Source organism: Mesorhizobium sp. M2A.F.Ca.ET.046.03.2.1 (genome assembly GCF_003952425.1).
GTDB lineage: Bacteria > Pseudomonadota > Alphaproteobacteria > Rhizobiales > Rhizobiaceae > Mesorhizobium.
Genome location: NZ_CP034449.1, coordinates 6,421,140 through 6,447,331, shown reverse-complemented (window position 1 = coordinate 6,447,331; position 26,192 = coordinate 6,421,140). Strand labels below are relative to the sequence as shown.

The window sequence follows — 26,192 nt, the reverse complement described above, 5'->3', positions numbered from 1 at the left end:
TGATCGATTTCGAGTTGTCTTTGTTCGGCATGCCATTCGAAGTCAGGTGACGGCCTCCTTGATCGCATAGCGCGCCTCCTGCCAGGCGCTCGTGCGCAGGATGTCTTCCAGCACCTCGACGGCGGCCCAGACATCCCGGTAGCCGACATAGAGTGGCGTGAAGCCGAAGCGAACGGTCGACGGCGCGCGGAAATCGCCGATCACGCCGCGCTCGATCAAGGCGCGCATCACCTGGTAGCCATGTGGATGGGCGAACGACACCTGGCTGCCGCGCTCGGCGCCGTTGCGCGGGCTTTCTAGCTCGAGACCGAACGCGCCGCATCGAGCTTCGACAAGGCGGATGAACAGATCCGTCAGCGCGACGCTCTTCTCGCGCACGGCAGTCATGTCGACTTCGTCCCAGAGATCCAGCGAACCTTTCAGCGCCCGCATCGACAGCATCGGCTGCGTTCCGCACAGGAATCGCCGGATGCCCGTGCCGGCGGCATAACCCTGCTCGAACGCGAACGGTCGGGCATGGCCCCACCAGCCGCTGAGCGGCTGGCTGATGTCGTGATGATGGCGGGTGGCGGCATAGATGAAGGCAGGCGCGCCCGGTCCGCCATTGAGATATTTGTAGGTGCAGCCGATCGCGAAATCGGCATTCGAGCCGTCGAGATCCACCGGCAGGGCGCCGGCCGTGTGGCAGAGGTCCCAGACGATCAGCGCGCCGGCGTCATGGGCCTTGCGGGTCAGGGCCGCCATATCGCGCAACCGGCCGGACTTGTAATTGACGTGGTTGACCAGGATGACCGCGACACGGTCGTCGATCAGTTCCTCGATCGTCGGCGCATCGACGCCCTCGAGCCGCAGCACCGCGCCGGGCCGCGTCGAGGACACCCCCTCCGCCATGTAGAGGTCGGTCGGAAAGCTGTCGCCTTCGGCAACGATCACCGAGCGGTCGGGTCGCATCGCGAGCGCCGCATGCAGGACCTTGTAGATGTTGATCGAGGTGGTGTCGCATACCACCGTCTGGCCAGGCGCGGCGCCGATCAGACGCCCGAGCCGGTCGCCCAGCTGGACAGGCATGTCGAACCAGCCGGCGGTGTTCCAGGCACGGATGATATCCTGCGCCCATTCCTGCTTCGCGGCCGTCTCGATCTCGTTGAAGACATTGATCGAAGCGGCGCCCAGTGAATTGCCATCAAGGTATATCACCCCTTCCGGCAGAACAAAGCGATCGCGCAAGGGGCGCAGCGGGTCCGCAGCGTCCATCGCCTCGACCTCGGCAAGATCGGGAATTCCCCTCATGTGCTACCGCCTCCATTTCGACCCAGGCCGCTACATCCCTCCGGCGACCAAGGCGGTTGTCCCATCACCGTCCGCAACCCGGCAAGAACCTTCTGTCCTATATTAGCTGGTCCATAGACGGCAAAGGCTGAGGATCGGAATCGTCGCCAAGGTTGGCATTTTGAGTTCGTTTCGTTCACGTTACGGTACATGGTTGGGTCAGCTGACTGGATCCCTTCAGCACCTCCGCGACGATGTCGCCTCTCAATTTCAGCATAAGGAGAATTGCAAAATCGAGCGGAATAAATGACACAGCCCAACCGGTGGCGGCCAGGCACCGTCGGATGCAACATTCTTTCGCCCGCCTTAAGAAATTCATTAAACTTTAAACGGTTGCGGAACACAACTGGAACAGATAGTGTTTGTTCTGGGTTTGTTTTTCTGATTCTGGTTTCGGAACCCGTGGGGGCCGCCAATGCTGACGCGCAAACAACATGAACTCCTGATGTTCATCCATGAACGCCTGAAGGAGAGCGGGATCCCTCCATCCTTCGACGAGATGAAGGAAGCGCTCGACCTCGCCTCAAAGTCCGGCATCCATCGGCTGATCACGGCGCTGGAAGAACGCGGCTTCATTCGCCGGCTACCGAACCGGGCGCGCGCGCTGGAGGTCTTGCGCCTGCCCGACTCGATCGCTCCCGGCCTGAATGCCGCGAAGAAATTTTCGCCAAGCGTCATCCAGGGCGGCCAGGGCAATCTAAGCCGACAGGTCAAGCCGGCAGCGCCCTCGCGTACGCCGACACCCAGCAATGATGACGACGCCGCTTCGGCCGTGTCCATTCCGGTGATGGGCCGCATCGCCGCCGGTGTGCCAATCGACGCCATCCAGCACCAGACGCATTCGATCTCGGTCCCGCCGGACATGATCATGGGCGGCGAGCACTATGCGCTGGAGGTCAAGGGCGACTCGATGATCGAGGCCGGCATCTTCGACGGCGACACCGTCATCATCCGTAACGCCAGCACGGCGAGCCCGGGCGAGATCGTGGTGGCGCTCGTCGACGATGAGGAAGCGACACTCAAGCGCTTCCGCCGCAAGGGCGCCTCGATCGCGTTGGAGGCCGCCAACCCGGCCTACGAAACCCGCATCTTCGGGCCGGATCGGGTCAAGGTGCAGGGCAAGCTCGTCGGGCTGATCAGGCGCTACTGATCCGGCTGCGAGGACTTGGCCCTCTCTGGCTTTTCGTAAGGCGCCAGTCCCCTCGCCTCGCGAGTGTACTTCCGCTGCTCGTGCCAGGGCCGGTAAGGCTGCTCGACGGCATATTGGATGGCTGCTCGCGCGGTTGCCGATTGCGGATCGAAGAAGACGGCGGCACTGCCGTCACGCGCCAGTTGGCGCTTGGTGACGACAAGCACGCGCTCATCCCAGCAGGGATTGTAGGCCGTCGCATCGTTGATGACGATGAGATCGGCAAAGCCGCAGGCGGGCCGTGCGCTGTCGCGGTTTTCGGCGAGCGCGACGATCGCGCCGGACGGATGCCGGCCAATGCAGAGGTCGCCGGTGCAATAGAAGGGCGAGCCGGGCGGCAGGTCGACCGGGTCGGCGATATCGAGCGCATCCTTGGCAAATGTCTCGGGCGGCACGATGGCCTCGGCCTTCAGCGCCCGCTTCCAGTTGTCGGTGGTGAACTCGTTGGAGCGTTCGCGGTTGACGGCAAGCTCGCCGCCACCGATCGGCATCGCCACGAGATGCGCGTCCTCCGAGATCAGCACATCCGGCGTGCGCACATGCGGGATCGCCAACAGCGCGGCGAGCGCGAAGGGCACAGCGGCGAGCCTCAGCCAGGTGGTGGCCATGGTCGCGATGACGAGCGCGATTGTCGCCAGCAGCACCGACTGGATCGAGATCAATCCCACTGCATCGACTGGCGAGCGGTCGGAAATCCATGCCGAAATGGCGATCATCGCTGTCAGGCCCTTGCCCATCACATAGAGGAAGGGACCGTCGAAGCCGAACGGCATGGCGAGCGCGCTCAACACGGCGAACGGCATGACAATCAGCGAGACGATCGGCATGACCGCCAGATTGGCGAGCAGGCTGAGCGGCGACACGCGCTGAAAATGCCAGATCGCAAACAGCAATGTCGCGCTGCCGGCGATGAGCGAGGTCACAGCGGCGCCGCCCACGCCAACCGCTAGTTTTCGCGACAGGAACTTCAGGAACGAACGCTTCACCGGCGGCGCGGTCGTTTTGCCGGCGCGATAATCGGCAAAGCCGGCATAGGCGCCGACCAGGGCCGCGGTGGCGGCGAAGGACATCTGGAAGCTCGGGCCGACCACTTCATGTGGCGAGACAAGGATGACGGCAATCGCCGAGATTGCCAGGTTGCGCATCGTCAAAGCCGCGCGGTCGAAGAGCACCGCTACAAGCATAACCGCAAGCATGATGAAGCTTCGCTCGGCCGCCACCACGATGCCGGAGATGACGAGGTAAGCGGCGATCGAGGCCAGCGCGATCGCCGCGGCGTATTTCTTCACCGGGCGGCGGGACGAGAAATCCGGAAACAACGCGAAGGCGCCGCGCAGCAGGAACATGATCGTGCCGGCCACCAGCGCCATGTGCAGGCCGGAGATCGATATGATGTGATAGATGCCGGTCCGTCGCATCGACTCGTTGATCGCTTCCGGAATGCCGGCGCGCACGCCGACGATCAGCGCCGCCGCGATCTCGCCTTCGGACCCGCCAATGCTGCTCCGGATGTGGTCGGCGATCCCTTCGCGCGCGTTTTCCACGGCCGACGCAATGCGCGCGCCGAAGGGTGCCCCCGTTGGCGCAGTCGAAGCCGGAGCCAACAGCTTTGGATCGCCCAGGAAAAAGCCGCTGCCGCCGATGCCGCTAAAGTAGCTGTCGAAGGAAAAGTCATAGCTGTCCGGGCGTACCGGACCGGTCGGCGGCAGCAGCTTGGCATAGCCGGTCAGCATCGACCCTGCCGTCATGCCGGACGGGATCCTGCGCGCCGACAGCCGAACGCGGTCCGGCGCGTAGCGCAGCGTCGGGTGCTCGGTGGACATGAGATCGATGGTCAGCCGCACACGGCCATTGGCCATCGCTTCGGCGGTGACCAGGCGGCCGGTCAGCCGGGTCTGGATTTCGGACCCCAGCATCGGGGTCGCCATCCGCCAGGTCTCCACCTTGGCCGAGAGGAAGCCGAGCGCGCAGAAAAGCGATGCCATGAAGACAAGGTGCGTTTTCTGCCAGGAGCGCGACACCGCCGCGCAGACAGCCATCAGCGCCACCGCCGCAAGCGGCCTGTAGAGATCAGGCTCGGTGCTCAGCGAGAAGTAATAGATGACGCCGGCGGCCAGGAACACCGGCACCAGCAGAAAGCCGACGCCCCGGTCGATCTCGGTGCTGGCAGCGACCGCAACGCTTCGCCGCAGCGCGGGAAGCGAAACGCTGCCGAGCTGTTTGCGGATCCGGCCGCCGCCGGCTGTTGGCGAGACCGGCAGTACTGCGCCGTGGCCATCAGGCAGATGCTCGGCTGGTGCGCGCGGCTGCGGAAGCTGAATCGGCGGCGCCTCTTGGGGCTCGGCATGGGCAAACATCAGGCGCTCGCTGACGCCAGCTGTCGTTTCCCCGCCCTCCTCCGTACCCCGGCCACGTCCAGCCATCGGGTCTGCCCCTTGCGCCCCAGACCGCCTATGCTACATGAACGCGCAAAGCGCGAAAGCCCGCGCGAAATATGCCGTCTCAGCGCGCTTCTTCGAGAGTTCCATGTCCGACAAGGTCGTCACCCGTTTTGCCCCCTCGCCCACAGGCTACCTGCATATTGGCGGGGCGCGCACGGCGCTGTTCAACTGGCTCTATGCCAAGCACACCGGCGGCACGATGCTTTTGCGTATCGAGGACACCGATCGCGAGCGCTCCACCGAAGCCGCCACGGCCGCCATTCTGGACGGATTGACCTGGCTTGGCCTTTCCTGGGATGGCGACGCCGTCTCCCAGTTCGAGCGCGCCCCGCGCCATCGCGAGGTGGCCGAGGAGCTCGTGCGCCTGGGCAAAGCCTATTACAGCTATGAGACGCCGGCGGAGCTGGAGGCGATGCGCGAGGCGGCGAGAGCCAAGGGCCTGCCGCCGCGTTATAACGGACAGTGGCGCGACCGCGATCCCTCCGAGGCGCCGGCAGGCGTCAAGGGCGCCATCCGCATCAAGGCGCCGACCGAGGGCGAGACGGTCGTCCATGACCGCGTGCAGGGAGAGGTGCGCTTTCCCAACAAGGATCTCGACGACTTCATCATCCTGCGCTCGGACGGCAACCCGACCTACATGCATGCCGTCGTCGTCGACGACCACGACATGGGCGTCACCCACATCATCCGCGGCGACGATCACCTGACCAACGCCGCGCGCCAGACCGTGATCTACAACGCCATGGGCTGGGCGGTGCCGTCGATGTCGCATATCCCGCTGATCCACGGCGCCGACGGCGCCAAGCTGTCGAAGCGGCACGGCGCGCTGGGCGTCGAGGCCTATCGCGCCATGGGCTATTTGCCGGAAGCCTTGCTCAACTATTTGGCGCGGCTCGGCTGGAGCCATGGCGACGACGAGGTGATGTCGATCGAGGACATGATCGCCTGGTTCGACATCGGCGACGTCAACAAGGGCGCTGCCCGCTTCGACTTCGCCAAGCTCGAGGCGCTGAACGGCGTGCATATGCGCAAGATGGACGATCGCGCGCTGTTCGATATCTTCGTCGCCACTCTGCCCTATCTTGAAGGGGGTCCGGCGCTCGCCGCAAAGCTCGATGACAAGCGCAAGGCGCAGCTGCTTGCCGCTATGCCCGGCCTCAAGGAGCGGGCCAAGACCCTGGTGGAGCTGGTGGACGGCGCGGCTTTCCTGTTTGCCGGGCGGCCACTGCTCCTGGACGAGAAGGCAGCGGGCTTGCTCAGCGCGGATGCGCGCGCGATTCTGCGCGGCGCGCATGGCGCGTTGTCTTCTGTCCAGGGCGAGTGGAGCGCCGCCTCGGCGGAGGCTTCGATCCGCGAGTTCGCGCAGGCTGGCGGATACAAGCTTGGCGCGGTGGCCCAACCACTTCGAGCCGCGCTGACCGGCCGCAGCACATCGCCCGGCGTGTTCGACGTGCTGGCCGTGCTGGGCCGCCAGGAAAGCCTGGCGCGCATTGGAGATCAAATCGATTAGGAGCGGACTGGCCCAAGAAGATTGGCATTGAAAGGTGTGTTTCGCAGTGCAACATTAGGCCTTGGCCCAATTGGCACGCACCTCCTAAAATGCGGTGGCGAGTTCGCGCATTCCGGTGACTTCGACGTGTCGTTTGCAGGAATTGCTTTGCCGGCATGAGGATACAAAGGGAGTTTGAGAATGAGCGAAGCTGCGACAAAACTGGAACCGGGCAGCAAGGCGCACGAGTCGACCGCCAGGCTCGAACTCGCCGGCAAGACCCATGAATTCAAGGTGCGAAGCGGGTCGACTGGGCCTGACGTCATCGACATCGGCGCGCTCTACAGCACCACCGGCGCCTTCACCTACGACCCCGGCTTCACCTCCACCGCAAGCTGCGAGTCGGCAATCACCTTCATCGACGGCGACGCCGGCATCCTCTTGCATCGCGGCTATCCGATCGACCAGCTTGCCGAACATGGCGACTTCCTCGAAGTCTGTTACCTCCTGCTCTACGGGGAACTCCCGACCAAGGCGCAGAAGGAGGATTTCGACTATCGCGTGACGCGTCACACCATGGTGCACGAGCAGATGTCGCGCTTCTTCACCGGCTTCCGCCGCGACGCGCACCCGATGGCCGTCATGTGCGGCGTGGTCGGCGCGCTGTCGGCCTTCTACCACGACTCGACCGACATCTCGGACCCGTATCAGCGCATGGTCGCCTCGATGCGCCTGATCGCCAAGATGCCGACCATCGCGGCGATGGCCTACAAATACCATATCGGCCAGCCCTTCATTTATCCGAAGAACGATCTCGGCTTCGCCGCCAATTTCCTGCACATGTGCTTTGCCGTGCCGTGCGAGGAGTACAAGATCAATCCGGTGCTTGCGCGCGCCATGGAGCGCATCTTCATCCTGCACGCCGACCACGAGCAGAACGCCTCGACCTCGACGGTTCGCCTCGCCGGCTCTTCCGGCGCCAATCCGTTCGCCTGCATTGCCGCTGGCATCGCCTGCCTGTGGGGCCCGGCGCATGGCGGCGCCAACGAAGCGGCGCTGAACATGCTGGGCGAGATCGGCCATGTCGACCACATCCCGGAGTTTATTGCCCGGGCCAAGGACAAGAACGATCCGTTCCGGCTGATGGGCTTCGGTCACCGCGTCTACAAGAACTACGATCCGCGCGCCAAGATCATGCAGAAGACCGCGCATGAGGTGTTGGGCGAGCTCGGCATCAAGGACGATCCGTTGCTCGACATCGCGATGGAGCTGGAGAAGATCGCGCTAACCGACGCTTACTTCATCGAAAAGAAGCTCTACCCGAACGTCGACTTCTATTCCGGCATCACGCTGAAGGCGCTGGGCTTCCCCACAACCATGTTCACCGTTCTGTTCGCGGTCGCGCGCACCGTCGGCTGGATCGCGCAGTGGAAGGAAATGATCGAGGATCCGCACCAGAAGATCGGCCGCCCGCGCCAGCTCTACACCGGCGCCACCGAGCGCGACTACGTGCCGATTGCGAAAAGGTAATTGAGCGAATAGCGAGATAGCGAGTAGCGAATAGGGGAAGAAGACAAACCGATAGCCCCCACTCGCTATTCGCTACTCCCTATTCGCTCTCTTGATACACCCCATCGCAACTTCCGCGGCGATATCGCCGGAGGGCCGTTCAGTCGCCATGCGGCGGGCAATTTCGGCAAAGCCCGCCTTTTGCCAGGCGCGCATGCCGGTGTCGGCAAACAGGGCCTCAAGTTGCCGGGCAAGGTTTTCCGGCCGTACATACTGGTCGTAGAATTCCGGAATCAGCGTGCGGTCGGAAATCAGGTTGGGCAGCAGGGCCGACCAGGTCGTCACCATATGCTGCAGCAACTGGCGCGCAATCGGGTCCAGCTTATAGCAGGAAACCATCGGAACGCCTGCAAGCGCCAACTCGAGCGACACCGTTCCAGACGCGATCAATGCCGCATCGGCCTTGCCGAAGGCCTGCCATTTGCGCTCCGGCTCGATGATGATTTCCGGCTTGTCGTCCCAACTGGCGACCGAGGCCTTCACCAGCTCGGTGACATGCGGCACCGTCGGCAACAGCAGGCGCAGGCGATGGCCGCGTTGGCGCAGCGCCGACATCGCCTTGCCGAACGGTTCCATCAGCCGGCGGACCTCGCCGCGGCGCGAGCCGGGCAGCACCAGCACCGTCTTGACACGGTCGTCGGAGAGGTCGCGCGGCTGGCTCTGCGCCTTGGCGGCGCTAAGCACGCCCGGATCCCGCGTCAGCCGGTGACCGACATAAGTGCCCGGTGGTCCGCCGAGACGGGCAAGCGCCTTCACCTCGAACGGCAGGATGCACAGGATATGGTCGACATAGGGCTTCATCGCCACCGCCCTGCCCGGCCGCCAGGCCCATACGCTCGGGCAGACATAGTGGACGATCGGGATGGCCGGCGCCGTTGCGCGGACCTTCTTCGCCACGCGCAGCGAAAAATCCGGACTGTCGATGGTGACGAGGCAGTCGGGCCGCTCTGCCGCGATCGTCGCCGCCGTCTGGCTGATGCGGCGCATCAGCCGCGGCAGGTCGCGCAACACCGCGCTGAAACCCATCAGCGCGATCTCGCTGCCGTCAAACAACGGCGTCAGCCCCAGCTGCTGCAGATGCCGGCCGCCGATGCCGACAAGCTGAACCTTGCGGCCGGCCGTACGCTCGAGCGCCCGCACGATGTCGGCGCCGAGCAGATCGCCGGATTCCTCGCCGGCGACGATCGCGAGCTTGATCGGCTTGTCAGCGGCCATCAGCCGGCTCCCCGTTTGGCAAGCTCCGTCGCGGGCAGGCCGATGATGAAAAGGCCAAAGGCGTTCGCGCGAGCAAGCGTGGTCGGGCCTTCAAGGATGAGCGAACGGCCGGCCTCGACGGCTATGCCGGCAAGGCCTGCCGCATGAGCGGCCTCAACCGTCTGCGGGCCAATGGTGGGCAAGTCGGCCCGCAATTCCTGACCCGGCTTGGCGCATTTGACCAGCACGCCGCGCGCCTTGCCGGCCAGCCTTCCATGACCGCGCAAATCCCGCATTCTGTCGAGCAGACCGGCTGTGCCCTCAATGCCTTCCAGCGCCACGGCGCGACCTCCGATCGCAATCGCCGCCTGGCCGATATCGAGCGCGCCGATGGCCTTGGCCGCCTTGCGAGCGGCCTCGATGTCGCGCCAGTCGGACTGGTTTGGTCCGGCCGCTGTCAATGTGCCCTCGCCCGCCGTCAGTTCCGGAACGACCTCGTGCGCGCCAACGACCTTGACGCCACGCGTTTCGAGGGTCTGGGTCAACATCTTCAGCAGGCCATCGTCTCCGCGTCGCAATGCCCTGACCACAGAGGGGATTATCGCCAGCAGCGCAAATGTCGGCTTTATCCTGCTCAGCCGCGGTCTGCGCTTGATCTCGCCGGCAAGGACAAGGTGCGTAATGCCCCGGCGCTTCAGCAACGGAAACAGCAGCCCGATGTCTTCCAGCGAGAGTTTTTCCTGATCGTAGGCCGCGAAGTCCGCCTCGCGGTCGACCTCACCAGCGGCAATGATGATGAAGGGCGCAAAACCGTGCTTGACCAGGCCATCGGCGACCTCGACGGGCAGGCTGCCGCCGCCGGCAATAATGCCGACCTTCGAGCCCGGCGCGAGTTGAAACCCTGATGCGGCGCGCTCAGGCCTCGTCATCGCCGCTGTCATCGTCGCCGCCACCCTTCAGCGGCGGGACCGCATAGTGCCGCTTGCCGCCGCTGGCGATGAAGTCGATCATCTTCGTGGCGGCAGGAGACGAGGAGCCGAATTCCGCCCTGGCGAGATCGATATTCTCCGCGACGCTGCGGGAACGGTCGAAAATCGACCGGTAAACCTTGCGCAGCAGGTAGATTTCCGAGCGCGGCAGGCCGGAGCGCTTGAGCCCGATGATGTTCAGGCCGCGCAGCTTGGCGCGATTGCCGGCGGCGATCGCATAGGGAATGATATCGCCGACAACCGCAGAGCAGCCGCCGATGAAGGCGTTGTCGCCAATGCGCACGAACTGGTGAACGGCGGTCAGCCCGCCGATATAGACGTTGTCGCCTATCTCGCAATGGCCGCCGAGCGTCGCGCCATTGGCGAAGGTGGCGTTCTTGCCGACGACGCAATCATGGGCGATGTGGGCATAGGCAAGGAAATTGCCGTTGTCGCCGACACTCGTCTCGCCGCGGCTGGAATCGGTGCCGACATGCATCGTGACGCCTTCGCGGAGGGTGCAGTTCTCACCGACAATCAGGGTGGTGCGTCCGCCCTTGTGCTTGGTGTTCTGCGGCGGCGCGCCGAGCGTCGCCATCGGATAGACCTTCGTTCCGGCTCCGATGGTTGTTGCGCCCATCACCGACACATGGCTGACCAACTCGACGCGGTCGCCGATGATTGAATCGGCGCTGATATGGCAAAAGGGTCCGATGCGGACACCTTGGCCGAGCCGGGCTCCTTCTTCGACGACCGAGGAAGGATGGATGAATGTCTCGACTTTCATGAGCATTTCGAACCGTCAGCCGGTGACCATCATGGCCGAAACCTCGGCCTCGGCGGCTTTCGCGCCGTCAACCATCGCCTCGCAGGCGAATTTCAGCAGGTTGCCGCGCTTTTTGATCTTCTTGACGTGGATCCTGAGCTGATCGCCCGGAACCACCGGTTTGCGGAATTTCGCATTGTCGATGGTCATGAAATAAACCAGTGAGGGCTTTTCCGTGTTGAGGCTGCGAATGCAGATCGCGCCGGCGGTCTGGGCCATCGCCTCGATGATCAGCACCCCGGGCATGACCGGCTGTTGCGGAAAATGGCCCTGGAAATGCGGCTCGTTGATGGTCACGTTCTTGATGCCGACCGCGGACTCGTCGCCGTCTATATCGACGATACGGTCGATCAGCAAGAACGGATAGCGGTGCGGCAGGAGCTTCATGAGCCCCATGATGTCAACCGCCTCGAGTGTCGTTGCCACCATGTCAGCCATTTCCGTCGCCTTGCTTGCGCGTCCTGGCCATCCTGCGCAGCATCGCTATCTCGCGCATGGCTTCCGCCATGGGCTGCGCCGGGTAGCCTCCCCAGACCTCGCCTGCCGGCACGTTGTTCATGAATCCACTTCTCGCAGCAAGCTTGGCTCCCGGCCCGATGGTCAGATGATCGGCGAGGCCGACACCGCCACCCATGGTGACGTTGTCGCCGACGACGACGGAACCGGAAATACCCGAAAGGCCCGCTATAATGCAATTGCGGCCGATGCGAACATTGTGGGCGATCTGCACCAGATTGTCGATCTTTGTGCCCTGGCCGATGATGGTATCGGACATCGCACCGCGGTCGACGGTCGAATTGGAGCCGATCTCGACGTCGTCCTGGATGATGACGCGGCCGATCTGCGGCACGCGTTCAGGTCCCTTGGCGCCGCCCACGAAGCCGAAACCGTCCTGGCCAATCCTTGCGCCGCCATGGATGATGACACGATTGCCGACAAGCGCATATTGGATGCTGGCGCCCGGACCGACGAACCCGTCGCGGCCGATCTGGCAGGAGCGGCCAACAACGGCGTGAGGTGCAATGACAGTGCCGCTGCCGATGGACACGCCGGGGCCGATCACTGCGCCCGCTTCGACGATCGCTCCTTCCTCGATATGGGCGGACGGATCGACAAAGGCATGCGCCGAGATGCCGGTTTCTCCGGTCATTGGCCCCGGAGTTGCGGCATGCGGAAACAAAAGGCGTCCGACCATGGCGAAAGCCTGTTGCGGACGAGGATGCATGAGCACCGCGATCCCTGGCGGCGCCTTGGTCGCAAAATCGGCGGGGCACAGGACCGCGGCAGCCCTCAGCGACTGCATCAGCGCGAAATTGCGCTTGCCGTCGACAAAGACGAGCGCGCCGTCACCGCCCTCATTGGCGGGAGCCAGCGCTTCGATGGCAATTTCAGCCTGCGCGGCATCAAGCAGGCTGGCGCCGGTCAGATTCGCGACCTCGCCAGCCGTATACCGGCGTGAAGGCGCGAAGAACACCGGATCGGTCATTCCAGAAGCAATATCCAGCTGGGTCGGCACAGTCCACTCCGGGCCGTCAACCGGCCCGGAACCATTGCAACCACGAAATTAGAAGCGGGTCGCGATACCGAAGTTGAATTCCTGCACATCGTCGGTCGACTCTTTCTTGACCGGGATCGCATAGTCGATGCGGATCGGGCCGAACGGCGAAGCCCACATCAGGCCGACACCCACCGAAGCACGGAGCTTCATGTCGGTCGATGCTTGAACGACACCAGGAGTGTCGACCTTGCTGCCGTACAGAGTTGCGGCATCAGCGAAAACGGCACCGCGCAAACCGAAACTCTCCGGGATCACCGGCAATGGGAATTGCGCTTCGGCCGAGGCATTGAAATAGGTAGTGCCACCAAGGTGGTCTCCAGTTGCGGTGTCAACGGGACCAATGCCACCATACTCAAAACCGCGGATCATGCGATCGTTGCTTTGGAACTGATCGAAAATGCGCAAACCATTATCGCCGTAGCCTGCAATGTAGCCGGCGCCGCCCGATACGAGACCGACAAGGTCAAGCTGCTCCGACAATGTCTGATAGACACTTGCCCGGCCAGTCACCTTCACCCATTTGGCATCGCCGCCAAGACCGGCGAACTCGGTCGTGCCGGTAACGAAGAGACCCTCATGCGGGTTCTTCATGTCGTCGATCGTGTTGTAGGTAAGACCCAAGCTGACCGAGGACTTCAGCCACGAGCCCTCATCGATGGCTTCTATGATGGCCTGCGAAAGATTGCAGTCGCCTTCGATGCCGTCATTGTTGTTGTCACAATCATTGAACTCGTACTTTTCCTGCGAGATGTTGTAGGCAAGCTGCGTCGAAATGTTGTCAGTGATCGGCAGACCAAACCGGACGGTCGCGCCGGTGGTGTCCGTATTGTAGTGATCGTACTCGCGGGTCGACTTGTAGATGTCGAAACCCGCCGCGATGCGCCGGCCGAGGAAGTAGGGCTCGGTGAAGGAAAGGGCGAAGTCGCGCGAATTCTTGCCGCCGCCGGCCGACAGCTTGATGTACTGACCACGGCCTAGGAAATTGCGCTCGGTGATCGACCCTTCGATGGATGGGCCGGGCGTGTCGCCGCCGGTCGAATAACCAGCGCCGACCGAGAATTCGCCGGTCGACTTCTCAACCACGGTGACCACGAGCACGACCTGGTCTGGCGCCGAGCCCGGAACCGTCGAGATATCGACGGACTGGAAGTAATCAAGGCCTTCCAGCCGCTTCTTCGCGCGCTGGATGAGGACCTGGTTGAAGGCGTCGCCCTCGCTGACATCGAATTCGCGACGGATGACATAGTCGCGCGTTCGGTCGTTGCCGCGGATTTCGATGCGCTCGATATAGGCCTTGGTGCCCTGGTCGATAGTGTAGACGACCGAAATGGTGTGGTTCTCGAAATTGCGGTCGCCGCGCGGCGTCACCTGGGCGAAGGCATAGCCTGAGCCCGCGACCTTCTCGGTCAAGGCGACGATCGAATCCTCGACGTCCTTGGCGTTGTAGACATCGCCCTTATGGGTTTCGACAGCCGATTCCAGCGCCTTGGAGTCGACCTCCGGAATGGTGCTTTCCACGCTGACGTCGCCGAACGTGTAGCGGTCGCCTTCCTGCACGGTGATGGTAACCGTGTATTTGTTGGTGGCGTCGTCAAGCTCGCCGACGGCCGAGACGACCTGGAAGTCGGCATAGCCGTGATTGTAGTAGAAGCGGCGCAGCAGTTCCTGGTCGGCGCGCAGCTTGTCCTCGTCATAGACGTCGTCGCGCAGCACGAAGGACAGCCAGGACGAACGCTTGGTGTTGATGACGTCGGACAGGCGGCGGCTGGAATAGGCGTGGTTGCCGACGAAATTGATCGCCGCGATCTGGGTGCGGCCGCCTTCGTTGATGTTGAAGACCACGTTCACGCGGTTGTCGCCGAGGTCCATGATCTGCGTGGTCACGGCGGCGTCGTCGCGGCCAATTCGCTTGTATGCCGACTTGATCGCCTCGACATCGGCGTCCAGCGCCTGCTGGGAGAAGGTCGCGCGCGGCTTCAGCTGGATACCCATCTGAAGCGCGTTGTCCTTGATCTTCTTGTTGCCCTGGAACAGTACCTGGTTGACGACCTTGTATTCGGAAACCTTGACCACCAGGCTCGAACCGACCTGGTTGATCTGGACGTCCGAGAACAGGCCGGTTCCGAACAGCGCCTTGACGGCGTCGTCAATATCGGAACTGGAGAAAGGCTTGCCCGGCTTGATCGTAATGTAATTGCGGATGGTCTCGGCATCGACGCGCTGGTTGCCGCTGACCTCGACACGCGAAACGACCGCTGCCTCGGCCACCGAGGTGGCAGCGAACTGCACTGCGAGCGCGCCTGGCAGGACCAGAGCGGCGGACAGAGCCGCCGCGGAAGCGGCGCTCAGAAACTTGGATGCTGCCTTCATCGGGCTTTTGTACCTTTTTCTCGTAGTCCCCACGGCGAGAAAACCGGACGTGCGGTATTTTCCCTTACCGTATTAACCGGATTTTCCCTACACGCAAGGCTCCCGGTTAATTTGTATTTACTTAACCGTACCGCGTGGCTTTCGCGTCACGCATATCCCCACGCATGGTAAACGGCATCTCAATATCACCGGCGCTGAAGCCAAATTTCTTCATGATTTCAGCACCCAAACAGATCATTCCAAAAAACGAAGCCCATGAAGCCGAGCACCAGGAACAGCCCGGTCCGATAGGCCATCTCCATCATTCGCTCCGAAACGGGCCGCCTTATGACGGCCTCCACGCCGTAGAACAACAGGTGGCCGCCGTCGAGAGGGGGAATCGGCAGGAGATTGAGAAATCCTATTCCGACTGACAGAAATGCAACAAGCTGCACCAGCCACTCGAAGCCGAGCTTGGCTGCCTGGCCCGACATCTTCGCAATCTTGATCGGGCCGCCCAATTGGCATTTGTCCTCGCGTCCAAGCGCAAAGCGCTGCAGGAACTGCCCGGTGCGCTCGATCACATGTCCGGTTTCCTCGACCGCCGCCACCACGGCGCCGGCCGGTGTATAGGAGATCAGGCGTGGCTGGCCGAGCTCGGCATTGTTGACGACGCCGATAACCGCAACCTTGACCTTGTTGCCCAGCGCATCCTGCTGCTCCATCGGCTCCGGTGTCGCCGTGACGGCGATTTCCTTGCCGTCGCGCAGCAGGGTGAAGGTGATGGCATCGCCTGCCCGGCCCGAGACCAGGCGCTGTACATCGGCGAAGGTCCCCACCTTGCTGCCGTCGACTTTGACGAATCGATCGCCAGGCTGGATTCCGGCTTTCTCCGCCGGACTGCCCGCGGTGACCTGGGCCACCGTAGGTTCCAGAACCGGACGGCCATAGAGGGAAAACAGCACCGCAAACACGGCGATCGTCAGCAGGAAGTTGAACAGCGGCCCCGCAACGACGGTCGCGGCACGCTTCCAGATGGGCTGCGTGTGGAAGGCGACCTCGCGCTCGGCCTCGGTCAGTGATTCGATCTCCTCGGCGCTCGGCTGGCTCGACGTCGCGTTCATGTCGCCGACAAATTTGACATACCCGCCAAGCGGAATGGCGCAAAGCTTCCAGCGCGTCCCGCGGCGATCGTTAAAGCCAACGAGCTCGGGGCCGAAACCGATGGAAAAGGCCTTCACGCCGATGCCGCACCAGCGGCCGATGAGATAGTGGCCCATCTCGTGGACGAACACGACCACGGTCAGCACGAACAGAAACGGCACGAGCGTGCCAAGGACGAAGCCTTGCGTGCTGAAGACCGCGTGAAAAATGTCGTTCAACTCATGCCCTCAAATTCGCCCGCACACGACACTCCGCCGCGACTGTGGCATCAATCCGGGCGAAACCGTGGCGCGCGCCGTTTTTCGCCTTGACCGTAGTGTCATTTAGTTCGGAAACAGCCCCAGTGCCGGATGCTCGGCGCCCGCCGCGACCCAACCAATGACGTACAGCGCCAGCGCGGCCGCGACAAGCCCGTCGACCCTGTCCATGACACCGCCATGGCCGGGAATGAGGTTGCTGGAATCCTTGGCACCATGCCGGCGCTTCACCCAGGATTCGAACAGGTCGCCGATCTGGGAAACGACCGACAGCGTCAGCGCGGCGAGTCCGAGCTGAACGAGATTGCCGGCGCCGGCTGCAATTGCCAGCAGCAGCCCGCCGGCAAGGCCGCCGACGGCGCCCCCAACCGCACCGCTCTGTGTCTTGCCGGGCGAGATCGACGGCGCAAGTTTCGGGCCGCCGACCGCGCGGCCAACGAAATAGGCCGCGATATCGGTTGCCCAGACCACAGCGAACAGGAAGAGAATCGCAATCAGCCCGGAATGATTGTCGTCACGGAGATAGGCGAGCGAGAAGCCGGATAGTGCCGCGTAGGCCACCCCGGAGGCTTCCCACCGCGCCGCACTCCTGATCCGGGCGGCGACGGCTGCGAGCGCCACCAGGATCGCGATCAACAGCAACAGCCACAAGGCCGGCACGCCGGCAATCAGCGCGACGATGAAGATCAGAATCAGCGCTTCCGGCAGGAAGCCGAGCGCAGCGCCGTTGCCGGCGCGCGCCATGCGCGTCCATTCATAGAAGATCAACGCCGCGATTGCCCCGCAGAACAGCCGGAACGGCAATCCCCCGAGCCAGGTGAGCGCAAGCGTCAGCGCTGCCATCACGATTGCCGAGATGACGCGCTGCTGGAGGTTGCTCATGCGTGGCGTCGCCTAAAGCGCGACATCGCGGGCGGCGAGCCCGCCGAAGCGCCGTTCGCGGCCGGCAAAGTCGCGCAAGGCATCGGCCAGATGTTCGCGGCTGAAATCCGGCCAATAGCAAGGCAGGAAGACAAGCTCGCTATAGGCAGCCTGCCACAGGAGAAAATTCGACAGCCTGAGCTCGCCGCTCGTCCGGATCACAAGTTCAGGATCAGGAATGCCCTGCGTGTCGAGCGAAGCAGCAAAGCTCTCCGCCGTGATCGCGTCGCTCGCGATGTCGCCGCGCGCGACGGCATCCGCCAGCTTGCGAGCGGTGCGCACGATCTCGTCGCGGCCGCCATAGTTGAAGGCGATCACCAGCGTCAGCGCCTCGTTGCCGGCGGTCAGCGATTCGGCCTCCTGCAGCAGGCCCCTGATGTCGGGCTGCAGCCCTTGCTTGTCGCCAATTATCCTCACCCGCACGCCGTTCTGATGCAGTTCGGCAAGGTCGCGGCGGATGAACAGCTTCAACAGACCCATGAGGTCGCTGACTTCGGATTTCGGCCGCGACCAGTTTTCCGAGGAAAAGGCGTAGACAGTCAGGTAGGAGATGCCGAGATCGGGCGCGGCGCGCACTGTCTTGCGCAGGGCCTCTACGCCCGCCCGGTGGCCGGCAAGGCGCGGCAGACCGCGCGCCTTGGCCCAGCGTCCGTTTCCATCCATGATGATCGCGACATGCGCGGGCGTTGCCATAATCTCGCTTTCGAGCCGGAAAACCCGACCCTAAACCTGCATGATTTCAGCTTCCTTATCGGAAAGCAGGTGATCGATCGTGCTGATCATCTCGTCGGTCAGCTTCTGCACCTGGTCGGAGCGCTTGCGCTGATCGTCCTCGCTGATGGTGCCGTCCTTCTCAGCCTTCTTGAGGAAATCCATGCCGTCGCGGCGGACATGGCGCACCGCGACGCGCGCGTTCTCGGCGTAGCCATGCGAGATCTTGACCAGCTCCTTGCGGCGCTGCTCGTTGAGCTCGGGCAGCGGAATCCGGAGCGTGGTGCCGTCGACGATCGGGTTGAAGCCCAGATTGGCCTCGCGGATGGCGCGGTCCACCGCGCTGACCATCGACTTGTCCCAGACCGACACCGAAATCATGCGCGGCTCCGGAACGGACACGTTGGCCACCTGGTTGATCGGCATCGCCGTGCCGTAGGCCTGCACCTGGACGGCGTCGAGCAGGTTGCTGGAGGCGCGGCCGGTGCGCAGCGAAGCCAGATCGTGCTTGAAAGCGGCGATCGCCCCATCCATGCGTCGCTTCAGGTCTTCGTACTCGCCACTCATGATCATCTCCTCGACCCGTTCGCCGGGTTCACTGTTTCTATCGTCATTCGGTTCGCGGTTCCGCAGTCGCCTAACGGATTCCGAGGCCTGTTACTTGTCCGTGACGACCGTGCAATGGCCGCCGCCCCTCAGAATATCGCCGAAACCACCTTTTTCGTGGATTGAATAGACGATTATCGGAATGTTGTTTTCGCGCGCAAGTGCAATCGCGGCGGTATCCATGATCGCAAGCCCGCGTTTGATGACTTCGGCGTGGCTGATGCGGTCGAAGCGGACAGCGTTGGAGTCCTTCTTGGGATCGGCCGAATAGACCCCGTCGACCTGCGTGCCCTTGAACAGCGCATCGGCGCCGATCTCGGCGGCGCGAAGGGCCGCGGCCGAATCGGTGGTGAAGAACGGATTGCCGGTGCCGCCGGCGAAGATCACCACCTTGCCCTGGTTCATATAGGCGGTCGCCTGGCGCTGGGAAAAGCTCTCGCAGAGTTCGGGCATGGCGATCGCCGACAGCACGACGGCGTCGACGCCGATCTTGTTCAGCGAGGTGCGCAGCGCCAGCGAGTTGATGACGGTGGCGAGCATGCCCATGTGGTCGCCGGTGACGCGGTCGCCGCCCTTCGAGGCGACGGCGACGCCGCGGAAGATGTTGCCGCCGCCGATGACGACGCCCACTTCGACGCCCAGCGCGCGCGCCTCGGCAATGTCGGCGGCGATGCGGTCGACCACCGAGACGTCGATGCCGAAATGCTGCTCGCCCATCAACGCTTCGCCGGAAGCCTTTAGCACGACACGTCGATAGAGGGGCTTATCCGTCATCTTGATCCTCGCAAATCTCGGCGCGGCAATTTTGGAGGCAAAACCGCCCCCGCTTCATCCGGCGATGCTGTCATGACGGGTTGACCCGATACACGAAGGGCGCGGCGATGTCACGCCGCGCCCTCGTGCAAAATTCCAGGCTTTTTCGGTCAGTTGCCGCCTTTCGAACAGTTGCCCTTTTTCGATCAGTCGCTTGAGATGCTGACCGCTTCGCCTTCGATGATGACGGGAGGGCAATAGCCTGCCGGCTTGTCGCCAGTCACCGCGCCACCGGTCACCCGCACCTGGATCTCGGAGCCGAAATAGGAATGCGGGAACGGCGTCGGCATGGCACTGACCTCTTCCAGCCGCTTGCGAAGCTCGGCGGGAATCGAAAAATCGAGCGCGCCAAGATTGTCCTCGAGCTGCTCGAGCCTCGTCGCTCCAAGGATTACGGAGGCCGATGCCTGGCTGGGTCGCCACCCAGTTGAGCGCGACCTGCGCCATGCTGCGGCTAAGCTCGGCCGCCACCTTCTCGAGCTCCGCCACGATCGCCCAGTTGCGGTCGCTGAACTTCTGGAAGCCGGGATGTGTGGTGTTGCGGAAGCCGTCGAGCCGGCCTGCATTCCCGGCTTGCGTCGGCCTGTATTTGCCGCTGAGCAGCCCGCTGGCCAAAGGGCTCCACACCATGATGCCCGCGCCATGACGGGTGGCGAAAGGCACATATTCATGTTCGATGGCGCGCTCGGCCAGCGAGTATTCGAGCTGCAGCGCCGAGACCGGCTCGTAGCCGCGCAATTCGGCGATCGCCTGGGCGCGGCCGGCATACCAGGCCGGCACGTCGGAGAGGCCGATATGGCGCACCTTGCCGGCGCGTACAAGATCGTCAAGCGTGCGCAGCACCTCCTCGGCCGGAGTGATGCGATCCCAGACATGCAGAAGGTAAAGGTCGATATAGTCGGTACCGAGCCGCTTCAGCGAGGCGTCCACAGCGCGCATGATGTTCTTGCGGCCATTGCCGCCGGCATTCGGATTGCCGGCTTCGGAATTCATGGTGAATTTTGTGGCGATCACAGCCTTGTCACGCAGGCCGCGCTCGGCGACGAATTCGCCGAGCCAGGTCTCGGGTGTGCCGCCGGTATAGAGATCGGCCGTATCGAAGAAGTTGCCCCCCGCTTCGACATAGGCGTCGAACATCGCGCGGGCGGCGTCCCTGTCCGCGCCCCAGCCCCATTCGGTGCCGAAGGTCATGGTGCCGAGCGCCAGCCGGCTGACGCGCAGCCCGCTGTTGCCAAGCGTGTAATAGGTCATGCTCATGGTGGTCTTCCGATTCTGAACTGACTTGCTGCCGGTCACTGGCCGGGGGTCGCCTTGACCCAGGGATTGCCGCGCTCATGCGTCATGCGGAAGGTAAAGCCGTCGACCTTCCAGCCGGCAGCCGAGCGGGTCAAATGATGCTCATAGGTGCCCCAGACCTCCCAGAGCGGGTCGCCATTGCCTTCCATCCGGTTCCAGGCATAGCCGTTGGAATGGACGGTCGCGGCATCGGCCTCGAGCACGACCTGATGGTTGGTGCGCAGATGCAGGCTGGTCTTGCTGCCCTTGAGATTGCCCGCCCAGGCGCCGATCAGGTCGTCGGAGGCGATGTTGGCCGCGGGCTGGCCGGAGAGGCTGCTGAAATCGGCGGTGACGCGGTCGGCAAAATAGCTGCGCGCCAGCTCCCAGTCCTGCGCATCCACCGCGCGGTCGATGGCGTCGGCGATGCGGATCACCGCGCGCTCGTCGGCAAGCGCCTGCCAACCGGTCGCCTCGGCTCCACCGGCATCGACCGGCGCCAATGCCATGCCAGCCGCAAAGGTTACATGTCTCAACGCATTCATTTCGTCTCTCCTTGAGGCATCAGCCCGCCGCCGATGTGTTGATGCCAATATGGGCTGGCTTGAGAGCACGATAAGATTGCATTGTTCGCAAAGACTATGCGATATCATTCATGAATGGATCGCGATCTGCTCACGCATCTGCCGGTCATCGTCGCCGTGGCGCGGCGCGGCGGCTTTGCGCTTGCCGCGGCCGAACTCGGGATGAGTCCATCCGCCGTGAGCCATGCGGTGCGGCTCGTGGAAGAGCGCGTCGGCCAGCCGCTCTTCGCCCGCACAACGCGCAGCGTCTCGCTGACCGAGGCCGGCAAGGCGCTGGTGGAGACGGCGGGCCCTGCCCTGCAGGACATCGCCGAACGGATGGACCGGATCCGCGGCGTGAAGGGAAGGCCGGCCGGCCTGCTCAGGATCAATGCCTCCAACATAGCGATCCCCCTGGCGGTGACGCCGGTGGTCGCGGCGATGGCCGAACGCTACCCCGATGTGACGGTCGAGATCGTTGCCGACCAAGGACTTATCGATATCGTCGGCGAAGGTTTTGATGCCGGCGTCCGGCTGGGCGAGATGATCGCGCAGGACATGGTCACCGTCAGGATGACGCCGCCGTTCAAAGCCGTCATCGTCGCCTCGCCCACCTATGTCGGAAAGCATGGCCGCCCGCGCGCCGTGGCCGATCTCGCCGATCACAACTGCATCGGCTACCGGCTGGTTCGGTCCGGCGCGCTGTACCGCTGGGACCTGAATGACAACGACAAGGATGTCGTTGTCGAGACACGCGGCACGGCCATCGTCACGGATTCGCTTGGCGCCATCGATCTGGCGCTGGCCGGCGTCGGGCTCGCCTACGTTTTCGAGCCGCTGGTGCGCGCCGACCTTGCAGCCGGCCGCCTCGTCCAGATCCTGCCGGATACGGCGATCGAGGAGCCGGGCCTCTTCCTCTATTTTCCGCGCCGCGCGTCGATGGCGCCGAAGCTCAGGGCCTTTATCGACATCGCACAAGAAATCGGCCGAGCATCCATGCGGACACCCGGCCGAGTTGCCTGAGCTCGTGAGCTCTTCACCTTAAGGGAAACGCGATGCGCTCCCCTTGGATCGGAGCTATTTCTTGACCGCTGCCGCGACTTCCGCCGCGAAATCGGTCGTTTCCTTCTCGATGCCCTCGCCCAGCGCGTAACGCAGATAGGCGGTGATCTTCGCCGGAGCGCCGATCTCCTTCTCGGCATCCTTCAGCGCCTTCTCGACGGTGATGTCGGGATTGAGCACGAAGGCCTGCTTCAAAAGCACGACCTCTTCATAGAACTTGCGCAGGCGACCCTCGACCATCTTCTCGATGATGGCTTCCGGCTTGCCCGACTGGCGCGCCTGATCGGAGAAGATCGCCTTCTCGCGCTCGACGAGCGCCGGGTCGACTTCCTCGGCGGTCAGCGCGACCGGGTTGCTGGCGGCGACATGCATCGCGACCTGGCGGGCAAAGGCGTTGGCGGCATGCTCGTTGCCGGTGGTCTCGATGGCCACCAGCACGCCGAGCTTGCCGAGACCGTCGGCAACCGCGTTATGGACATAGGTCGCCACCACGCCATGCGGTACGGTGAGCTTGGCCGAACGGCGGAAACCCATGTTCTCGCCGATGGTGCCGACAGCGTCCTTGATGGTGTCGGTGACCGACTTGTCGGAGCCCGGATACTTCGCGGCGGCGACCGCCTCCGTCGTGCCATAGGCGAGCGCGACCTTGGCGACGTTGGCGACGATCTCCTGGAAGGCAGCATTGCGGGCAACGAAGTCGGTCTCGGAATTGACCTCGACGACCGCAGCTTCACGCACGCCGGCATCGACACCGATCAGGCCCTCGGCGGCGGTGCGCCCGGCCTTCTTGTCGGCCTTCGAGATACCCTTCTTGCGCAGCCAGTCGACGGCCGCTTCCATATCGCCGTTGGTCTCGTTCAACGCCGCCTTGCAGTCCATCATGCCCGCGCCGGTCAAGTCGCGGAGTTCTTTGACCTGTGCAGCCGAAATCGTCATTGTCGCCTCTTTGTTTCAAATGCGCCGACGCACCAACCGGGACTCGGGTGATGCGCTCGGCAAAAGCGCTTTAGCGCGCCAACTTATTGGAAAGATGAAGGCCGGGTTCCGGCCTTCGATATCAAGCTTCCGGAGCTTCGCTGGCCGGAGCGTCAAGCGCCGGCTCGACCGGAGCCTCGGCCGAAGCGCCGATGTCGACGCCGAGCGCGCCCTGCTGGCGGGCGATGCCGTCGATGGCAGCCTTGGCGATCAGGTCGCAATAGAGCTGGATGGCGCGGGCCGCGTCGTCATTGCCGGGGATCGGGAAGTCGATCTTGTCCGGATCGCAGTTCGAATCGATGATGGCCACGACCGGAATGCCCAGGCGCTTGGCCTCGAGGATGGCGATCGCTTCCTTGTTGGTGTCGATGACGAACATCAGGTCCGGCGTCGAGCCCATGTCCTTGATGCCGCCGAGAGCCTTGTTGAGCTTCTCGCGTTCGCGGTCGAGGTTCAGTCGCTCCTTCTTGGTGAGGCCCTGGGCCTCGCCGGCCAGCGTCTCGTCGAGCTTGCGCAGGCGCTGGATCGAATTCGAGATCGTCTTCCAGTTGGTGAGCATGCCGCCCAGCCAGCGGGAGTTGACATAGTACTGGGCCGAACGCTGCGCGGCGTCGGCGACAATGTCGGAGGCCTGGCGCTTGGTGCCGACGAACAGCACGCGGCCGCCCTTGGCGACGGTGTCGGACACCTGCTTCAAGGCCTGGTTCAACAGCGGCACCGTCTGCGACAGGTCGATGATGTGGATATTGTTGCGGGCGCCATAGATGTAGGGCGCCATCTTCGGGTTCCAGCGATGGGTCTGGTGGCCGAAGTGAACACCAGCTTCCAAAAGCTGGCGCATGCTGAAATCTGGCAGAGCCATTCTTTAGTTCCTTTCCGGTTGGCCTCCACGGACACAGGCATTTCGGACGGAATGTCCTGATGCCACCGGAGGTTTCAGCCGGATTTCTCCCGGGCAGACACCAAAGTCCGTGTGTGGAATGAGCGCGGATATAGAGGGGAAGTCCCTTGAACGCAAGCCGTGCATCGCCGCGCGGCTCAACGTGCGGCAATCAGCGCACCGGTGCCGATCATCGCGCCGCCGGCGAACCTGTTCATCAGGCGCATGCGCCTCGGGGTGTCGAACCAACCGGCTGCCCGGCCGGCCATCGCGGCGTAGATGCCCATGGTGATGACATTGACGCTGATCACGACGAGCACCACCAGCAGGCCATCGGCGAAGGTCATGGTATCGAGGTTCAGGATCAGTGGCATGATGGAGGCGTGGAACAGGATCGCCTTCGGATTGCCGAGCGCAATGGAAGCGCCGAGAACGAAGGACCGCGACAGCCGCGCCTGCGACTGAGGAGATTCGTCCCGTTGTTTGGCGGCGGCTCGCCACATCCTGATCCCGAGAAAGACGAGGTAAGCGGCGCCCGCGTATTTCAGCAAAAGAAAAATCCATTCGAAGGTCTGGGCAATGGCCACCAGTCCGAGCAGCGCCAGGGTGACCAGCACGGCGTCGCCCGCGGCGACGCCCACGCCGGTGATGAACGCCCGGCCGAAGCCGCGCGACAAACCGTTAGTAATGACCGCGAACATCGCCGGCCCAGGCGTGGCGGCTGCCAATGTGATTGCGACGCAATATGCCAGGAACGCCGTCACCGTCATCGTCTCACCTTCCCATTCGGCACTCGCACACGGCGGAAGACCGCCACGATCTCCTCGCGGCTGCATTCGACGGCCCCGAGCCGCACCGCGCGGTCGCGCTCTAAGCCGGTTATATCGTAGTGCGGCGCCGACGTCTTGGGCGGCCCCTGGTAGGACGAGCGTTTGATGCCGAGTTCGGCAGCGAAGCGATGCAGTTCATCGACCTCATCGGCAAGGAGATGGCACCAGCGGTGGCCGGCCCATTTCCAGATCGCCGCATCGACATAGACAGCCATCAGCCTCGCCGCACTCCTTCAGCCCGACACATGGCGAGTTGAAGCCAGACGTGCAAGCGCGATCGCCTATCGTCGGGGCGCTGCTATTTCGAAGCCGGGCAGGGCTTGGTCTGGTCGAACAGCGACAGGTTCACCAGCTTGCCGGTCATCGAGAAGTCGCCATAGTCCATGACGAGGTCGCGGGTGATGCCGTTCTCGTGCAGCTTGAAGCTGATACGGTACTCCGGCACCTCTTCGCCGCTTTTGTCGGTATCGTCGAAATAGGCGATGTCGACCGGCCAGTATTTGTCCGAGGCGAGCTTGGCCAGCGCCGGCGCTTCCGGATCCGCCTTGTCGGATTCGGTCTTCTTGCCGACGATGACGGTGGTGCTCATCACCTTGTTGGCGTCCTCGGAGCCGTCGAACAGATTGGTCTGGTAGAAATTCTCGCCATTTTCAGCCTTGCCGATCAGCTCGACCAGATGCTGGGTCGGAAACTGTGTGGCCGCAAGCTCGAGGCTGCTCTTCTCGGGCTTGTCGATATCGACCTTGAGGCCCTTCGCTTCCCGCGTGGCCACCCCCTTCACCTCCTTGTCGAGGTTCTGGTCGACAAAGGATTTCGTCACGAAGGAAAAGGTCTTGCCTTCGGCATCCTCGAAAGTCGTCGTCTGCTGGTCGGTGAGCCTGGTGTTGTCGTTGGTGACGATCTGAGTGACGAAACGGAACTTGACCGTGTAACCCTCGCAGGCGGAGCCGTTGAACTCATAGACCATGCGGCCGGTGATGCCCGTGATGCCCGAACGATCGGAGGCCTTGTTGAGTGTCAGATCGTAGACCGCGCGATGCGCCTGCAGCGCGGGCACCGCAAGGGCCGGCGCCATTGGGAACGCTGCCGAAAGACAGGCGGCGGCGAGAAAAAGGCGCGTTGCGCGCATACGTTGCTCCGATCGTCGCGGCCGCGAGACAGGCCGCAGGGAAAGATGGTCCAGCTTAAAAAAAGTCGTGGCGGAAGCGAGGCAAAAATAGCAA

The 26,192-nt window shown here is 63.3% G+C and carries 23 protein-coding genes and 1 pseudogene; 4 read left to right on the top strand and 20 right to left on the bottom strand.

All coding sequences use genetic code 11. The features are described from left to right. Positions 1 to 42 precede the first annotated feature (42 nt). Positions 43 to 1,290, bottom strand: coding sequence for a kynureninase (gene kynU / locus EJ072_RS30745; RefSeq protein ID WP_126082660.1), 1,248 nt, complete (start codon positions 1,288 to 1,290; stop codon positions 43 to 45). Between the two features lie 454 nt (positions 1,291 to 1,744). On the opposite strand from kynU, the gene lexA reads away from it, so the two are divergent. Next, positions 1,745 to 2,479 carry a transcriptional repressor LexA gene (gene lexA / locus EJ072_RS30740; protein ID WP_042642529.1) on the top strand — a complete coding sequence of 245 codons (735 nt, stop codon included), beginning with the start codon at positions 1,745 to 1,747 and terminating at the stop codon, positions 2,477 to 2,479. On the opposite strand, the gene EJ072_RS30735 is transcribed toward lexA, so the two are convergent. Beyond that, entirely contained in the window at positions 2,473 to 4,941 is a 2,469-nt protein-coding gene (locus EJ072_RS30735) for a ComEC/Rec2 family competence protein (RefSeq protein WP_126082659.1), read from the bottom strand. The genes lexA and EJ072_RS30735 overlap by 7 nt on opposite strands. Before the next feature lie 103 nt (positions 4,942 to 5,044). Here EJ072_RS30735 and gltX point away from each other — a divergent pair, with 103 nt between their 5' ends. Next, positions 5,045 to 6,469, top strand: a complete 1,425-nt coding sequence (gene gltX / locus EJ072_RS30730) for a glutamate--tRNA ligase (protein ID WP_126082658.1) — start codon at positions 5,045 to 5,047, stop codon at positions 6,467 to 6,469. Positions 6,470 to 6,649: 180 nt separating this feature from the next. After that, positions 6,650 to 7,978, top strand: coding sequence for a citrate synthase (gltA, locus tag EJ072_RS30725; RefSeq protein ID WP_126060753.1), 1,329 nt, complete (start codon positions 6,650 to 6,652; stop codon positions 7,976 to 7,978). Positions 7,979 to 8,050: 72 nt separating this feature from the next. On the opposite strand, the gene lpxB is transcribed toward gltA, so the two are convergent. From lpxB to EJ072_RS30660, 13 genes and pseudogenes are all read right to left on the bottom strand, one after another. Then, positions 8,051 to 9,232 carry a lipid-A-disaccharide synthase gene (lpxB, locus tag EJ072_RS30720; RefSeq protein ID WP_126082657.1) on the bottom strand — a complete coding sequence of 394 codons (1,182 nt, stop codon included), beginning with the start codon at positions 9,230 to 9,232 and terminating at the stop codon, positions 8,051 to 8,053. Further along, the gene (gene lpxI, locus EJ072_RS30715) at positions 9,232 to 10,140 is read right to left on the bottom strand and encodes a UDP-2,3-diacylglucosamine diphosphatase LpxI (RefSeq protein WP_126082656.1); all 909 of its coding nucleotides are present in this window, start codon (positions 10,138 to 10,140) and stop codon (positions 9,232 to 9,234) included. Before lpxI ends, lpxB begins: the two co-directional genes overlap by 1 nt. After that, positions 10,127 to 10,966 carry an acyl-ACP--UDP-N-acetylglucosamine O-acyltransferase gene (gene lpxA / locus EJ072_RS30710; RefSeq protein WP_126082655.1) on the bottom strand — a complete coding sequence of 280 codons (840 nt, stop codon included), beginning with the start codon at positions 10,964 to 10,966 and terminating at the stop codon, positions 10,127 to 10,129. The genes lpxI and lpxA overlap by 14 nt, the downstream gene beginning before the upstream one ends. 15 nt (positions 10,967 to 10,981) lie before the next feature. After that, on the bottom strand, positions 10,982 to 11,443 hold the full coding sequence (fabZ, locus tag EJ072_RS30705) for a 3-hydroxyacyl-ACP dehydratase FabZ (protein ID WP_095818698.1): 462 nt from the start codon (positions 11,441 to 11,443) through the stop codon (positions 10,982 to 10,984). Continuing rightward, positions 11,436 to 12,491, bottom strand: a complete 1,056-nt coding sequence (lpxD, locus tag EJ072_RS30700; protein ID WP_126083805.1) for a UDP-3-O-(3-hydroxymyristoyl)glucosamine N-acyltransferase — start codon at positions 12,489 to 12,491, stop codon at positions 11,436 to 11,438. The genes fabZ and lpxD overlap by 8 nt, the downstream gene beginning before the upstream one ends. 78 nt (positions 12,492 to 12,569) lie before the next feature. Beyond that, positions 12,570 to 14,933, bottom strand: a complete 2,364-nt coding sequence (bamA, locus tag EJ072_RS30695; protein WP_126082654.1) for an outer membrane protein assembly factor BamA — start codon at positions 14,931 to 14,933, stop codon at positions 12,570 to 12,572. Positions 14,934 to 15,151: 218 nt separating this feature from the next. Further along, a complete protein-coding gene (gene rseP, locus EJ072_RS30690; protein ID WP_126082653.1) occupies positions 15,152 to 16,294 on the bottom strand; it encodes an RIP metalloprotease RseP in 1,143 nt (380 codons plus the stop codon). Between the two features lie 105 nt (positions 16,295 to 16,399). Beyond that, positions 16,400 to 17,215 carry a phosphatidate cytidylyltransferase gene (locus EJ072_RS30685; protein WP_126082652.1) on the bottom strand — a complete coding sequence of 272 codons (816 nt, stop codon included), beginning with the start codon at positions 17,213 to 17,215 and terminating at the stop codon, positions 16,400 to 16,402. A gap of 12 nt (positions 17,216 to 17,227) precedes the next feature. After that, positions 17,228 to 17,947, bottom strand: a complete 720-nt coding sequence (locus EJ072_RS30680) for an isoprenyl transferase (protein WP_126082651.1) — start codon at positions 17,945 to 17,947, stop codon at positions 17,228 to 17,230. A 30-nt stretch (positions 17,948 to 17,977) separates the two neighbouring features. Further along, on the bottom strand, positions 17,978 to 18,532 hold the full coding sequence (frr, locus tag EJ072_RS30675) for a ribosome recycling factor (RefSeq protein WP_082037291.1): 555 nt from the start codon (positions 18,530 to 18,532) through the stop codon (positions 17,978 to 17,980). 90 nt (positions 18,533 to 18,622) lie between these two features. Then, the gene (gene pyrH / locus EJ072_RS30670) at positions 18,623 to 19,345 is read right to left on the bottom strand and encodes a UMP kinase (protein ID WP_126082650.1); all 723 of its coding nucleotides are present in this window, start codon (positions 19,343 to 19,345) and stop codon (positions 18,623 to 18,625) included. 185 nt (positions 19,346 to 19,530) lie between these two features. Then, positions 19,531 to 20,641: pseudogene (locus EJ072_RS30665) on the bottom strand (aldo/keto reductase). A 35-nt stretch (positions 20,642 to 20,676) separates the two neighbouring features. After that, a complete protein-coding gene (locus EJ072_RS30660; RefSeq protein ID WP_126082649.1) occupies positions 20,677 to 21,204 on the bottom strand; it encodes a nuclear transport factor 2 family protein in 528 nt (175 codons plus the stop codon). Positions 21,205 to 21,318: 114 nt separating this feature from the next. On the opposite strand from EJ072_RS30660, the gene EJ072_RS30655 reads away from it, so the two are divergent. Beyond that, positions 21,319 to 22,245, top strand: coding sequence for a LysR family transcriptional regulator (locus tag EJ072_RS30655; protein WP_126082648.1), 927 nt, complete (start codon positions 21,319 to 21,321; stop codon positions 22,243 to 22,245). Between the two features lie 54 nt (positions 22,246 to 22,299). On the opposite strand, the gene tsf is transcribed toward EJ072_RS30655, so the two are convergent. The 5 genes from tsf to EJ072_RS30630 form a co-directional block, all read right to left on the bottom strand. After that, on the bottom strand, positions 22,300 to 23,220 hold the full coding sequence (gene tsf / locus EJ072_RS30650; RefSeq protein WP_040987261.1) for a translation elongation factor Ts: 921 nt from the start codon (positions 23,218 to 23,220) through the stop codon (positions 22,300 to 22,302). Positions 23,221 to 23,341: 121 nt separating this feature from the next. Continuing rightward, positions 23,342 to 24,121, bottom strand: coding sequence for a 30S ribosomal protein S2 (gene rpsB / locus EJ072_RS30645; RefSeq protein ID WP_126082647.1), 780 nt, complete (start codon positions 24,119 to 24,121; stop codon positions 23,342 to 23,344). Positions 24,122 to 24,297: 176 nt separating this feature from the next. Then, positions 24,298 to 24,909, bottom strand: coding sequence for a LysE family translocator (locus EJ072_RS30640; RefSeq protein WP_126082646.1), 612 nt, complete (start codon positions 24,907 to 24,909; stop codon positions 24,298 to 24,300). After that, positions 24,906 to 25,184 (bottom strand): DUF4031 domain-containing protein, encoded by a 279-nt coding sequence (locus tag EJ072_RS30635; RefSeq protein WP_126060741.1) that lies wholly within the window; start codon positions 25,182 to 25,184, stop codon positions 24,906 to 24,908. Before EJ072_RS30635 ends, EJ072_RS30640 begins: the two co-directional genes overlap by 4 nt. Positions 25,185 to 25,267: 83 nt before the next feature. Then, positions 25,268 to 26,098, bottom strand: coding sequence for a cell envelope integrity EipB family protein (locus tag EJ072_RS30630; RefSeq protein ID WP_126082645.1), 831 nt, complete (start codon positions 26,096 to 26,098; stop codon positions 25,268 to 25,270). Between the last annotated feature and the right edge of the window lie 94 nt (positions 26,099 to 26,192).

What these genes read in the sequence shown, in the direction of transcription:
- EJ072_RS30685 (WP_126082652.1), bottom strand. Translation starts at nt 17,215, where the DNA reads ATGAGCAACCTCCAGCAGCGCGTCATCTCGGCAATCGTGATGGCAGCG.
- lpxD (WP_126083805.1), bottom strand. Translation starts at nt 12,491, where the DNA reads ATGACCGATCCGGTGTTCTTCGCGCCTTCACGCCGGTATACGGCTGGC.
- EJ072_RS30640 (WP_126082646.1), bottom strand. Translation starts at nt 24,909, where the DNA reads ATGACGGTGACGGCGTTCCTGGCATATTGCGTCGCAATCACATTGGCA.
- EJ072_RS30735 (WP_126082659.1), bottom strand. Translation starts at nt 4,941, where the DNA reads ATGGCTGGACGTGGCCGGGGTACGGAGGAGGGCGGGGAAACGACAGCT.
- kynU (WP_126082660.1), bottom strand. Translation starts at nt 1,290, where the DNA reads ATGAGGGGAATTCCCGATCTTGCCGAGGTCGAGGCGATGGACGCTGCG.
- rpsB (WP_126082647.1), bottom strand. Translation starts at nt 24,121, where the DNA reads ATGGCTCTGCCAGATTTCAGCATGCGCCAGCTTTTGGAAGCTGGTGTT.
- fabZ (WP_095818698.1), bottom strand. Translation starts at nt 11,443, where the DNA reads ATGGCTGACATGGTGGCAACGACACTCGAGGCGGTTGACATCATGGGG.
- EJ072_RS30630 (WP_126082645.1), bottom strand. Translation starts at nt 26,098, where the DNA reads ATGCGCGCAACGCGCCTTTTTCTCGCCGCCGCCTGTCTTTCGGCAGCG.
- EJ072_RS30655 (WP_126082648.1), top strand. Translation starts at nt 21,319, where the DNA reads ATGGATCGCGATCTGCTCACGCATCTGCCGGTCATCGTCGCCGTGGCG.
- EJ072_RS30660 (WP_126082649.1), bottom strand. Translation starts at nt 21,204, where the DNA reads ATGAATGCGTTGAGACATGTAACCTTTGCGGCTGGCATGGCATTGGCG.
- EJ072_RS30680 (WP_126082651.1), bottom strand. Translation starts at nt 17,947, where the DNA reads ATGGCAACGCCCGCGCATGTCGCGATCATCATGGATGGAAACGGACGC.
- EJ072_RS30635 (WP_126060741.1), bottom strand. Translation starts at nt 25,184, where the DNA reads ATGGCTGTCTATGTCGATGCGGCGATCTGGAAATGGGCCGGCCACCGC.
- pyrH (WP_126082650.1), bottom strand. Translation starts at nt 19,345, where the DNA reads ATGACGGATAAGCCCCTCTATCGACGTGTCGTGCTAAAGGCTTCCGGC.
- lpxI (WP_126082656.1), bottom strand. Translation starts at nt 10,140, where the DNA reads ATGACGAGGCCTGAGCGCGCCGCATCAGGGTTTCAACTCGCGCCGGGC.
- lpxA (WP_126082655.1), bottom strand. Translation starts at nt 10,966, where the DNA reads ATGAAAGTCGAGACATTCATCCATCCTTCCTCGGTCGTCGAAGAAGGA.
- lexA (WP_042642529.1), top strand. Translation starts at nt 1,745, where the DNA reads ATGCTGACGCGCAAACAACATGAACTCCTGATGTTCATCCATGAACGC.
- frr (WP_082037291.1), bottom strand. Translation starts at nt 18,532, where the DNA reads ATGAGTGGCGAGTACGAAGACCTGAAGCGACGCATGGATGGGGCGATC.
- bamA (WP_126082654.1), bottom strand. Translation starts at nt 14,933, where the DNA reads ATGAAGGCAGCATCCAAGTTTCTGAGCGCCGCTTCCGCGGCGGCTCTG.
- tsf (WP_040987261.1), bottom strand. Translation starts at nt 23,220, where the DNA reads ATGACGATTTCGGCTGCACAGGTCAAAGAACTCCGCGACTTGACCGGC.
- gltA (WP_126060753.1), top strand. Translation starts at nt 6,650, where the DNA reads ATGAGCGAAGCTGCGACAAAACTGGAACCGGGCAGCAAGGCGCACGAG.
- gltX (WP_126082658.1), top strand. Translation starts at nt 5,045, where the DNA reads ATGTCCGACAAGGTCGTCACCCGTTTTGCCCCCTCGCCCACAGGCTAC.
- lpxB (WP_126082657.1), bottom strand. Translation starts at nt 9,232, where the DNA reads ATGGCCGCTGACAAGCCGATCAAGCTCGCGATCGTCGCCGGCGAGGAA.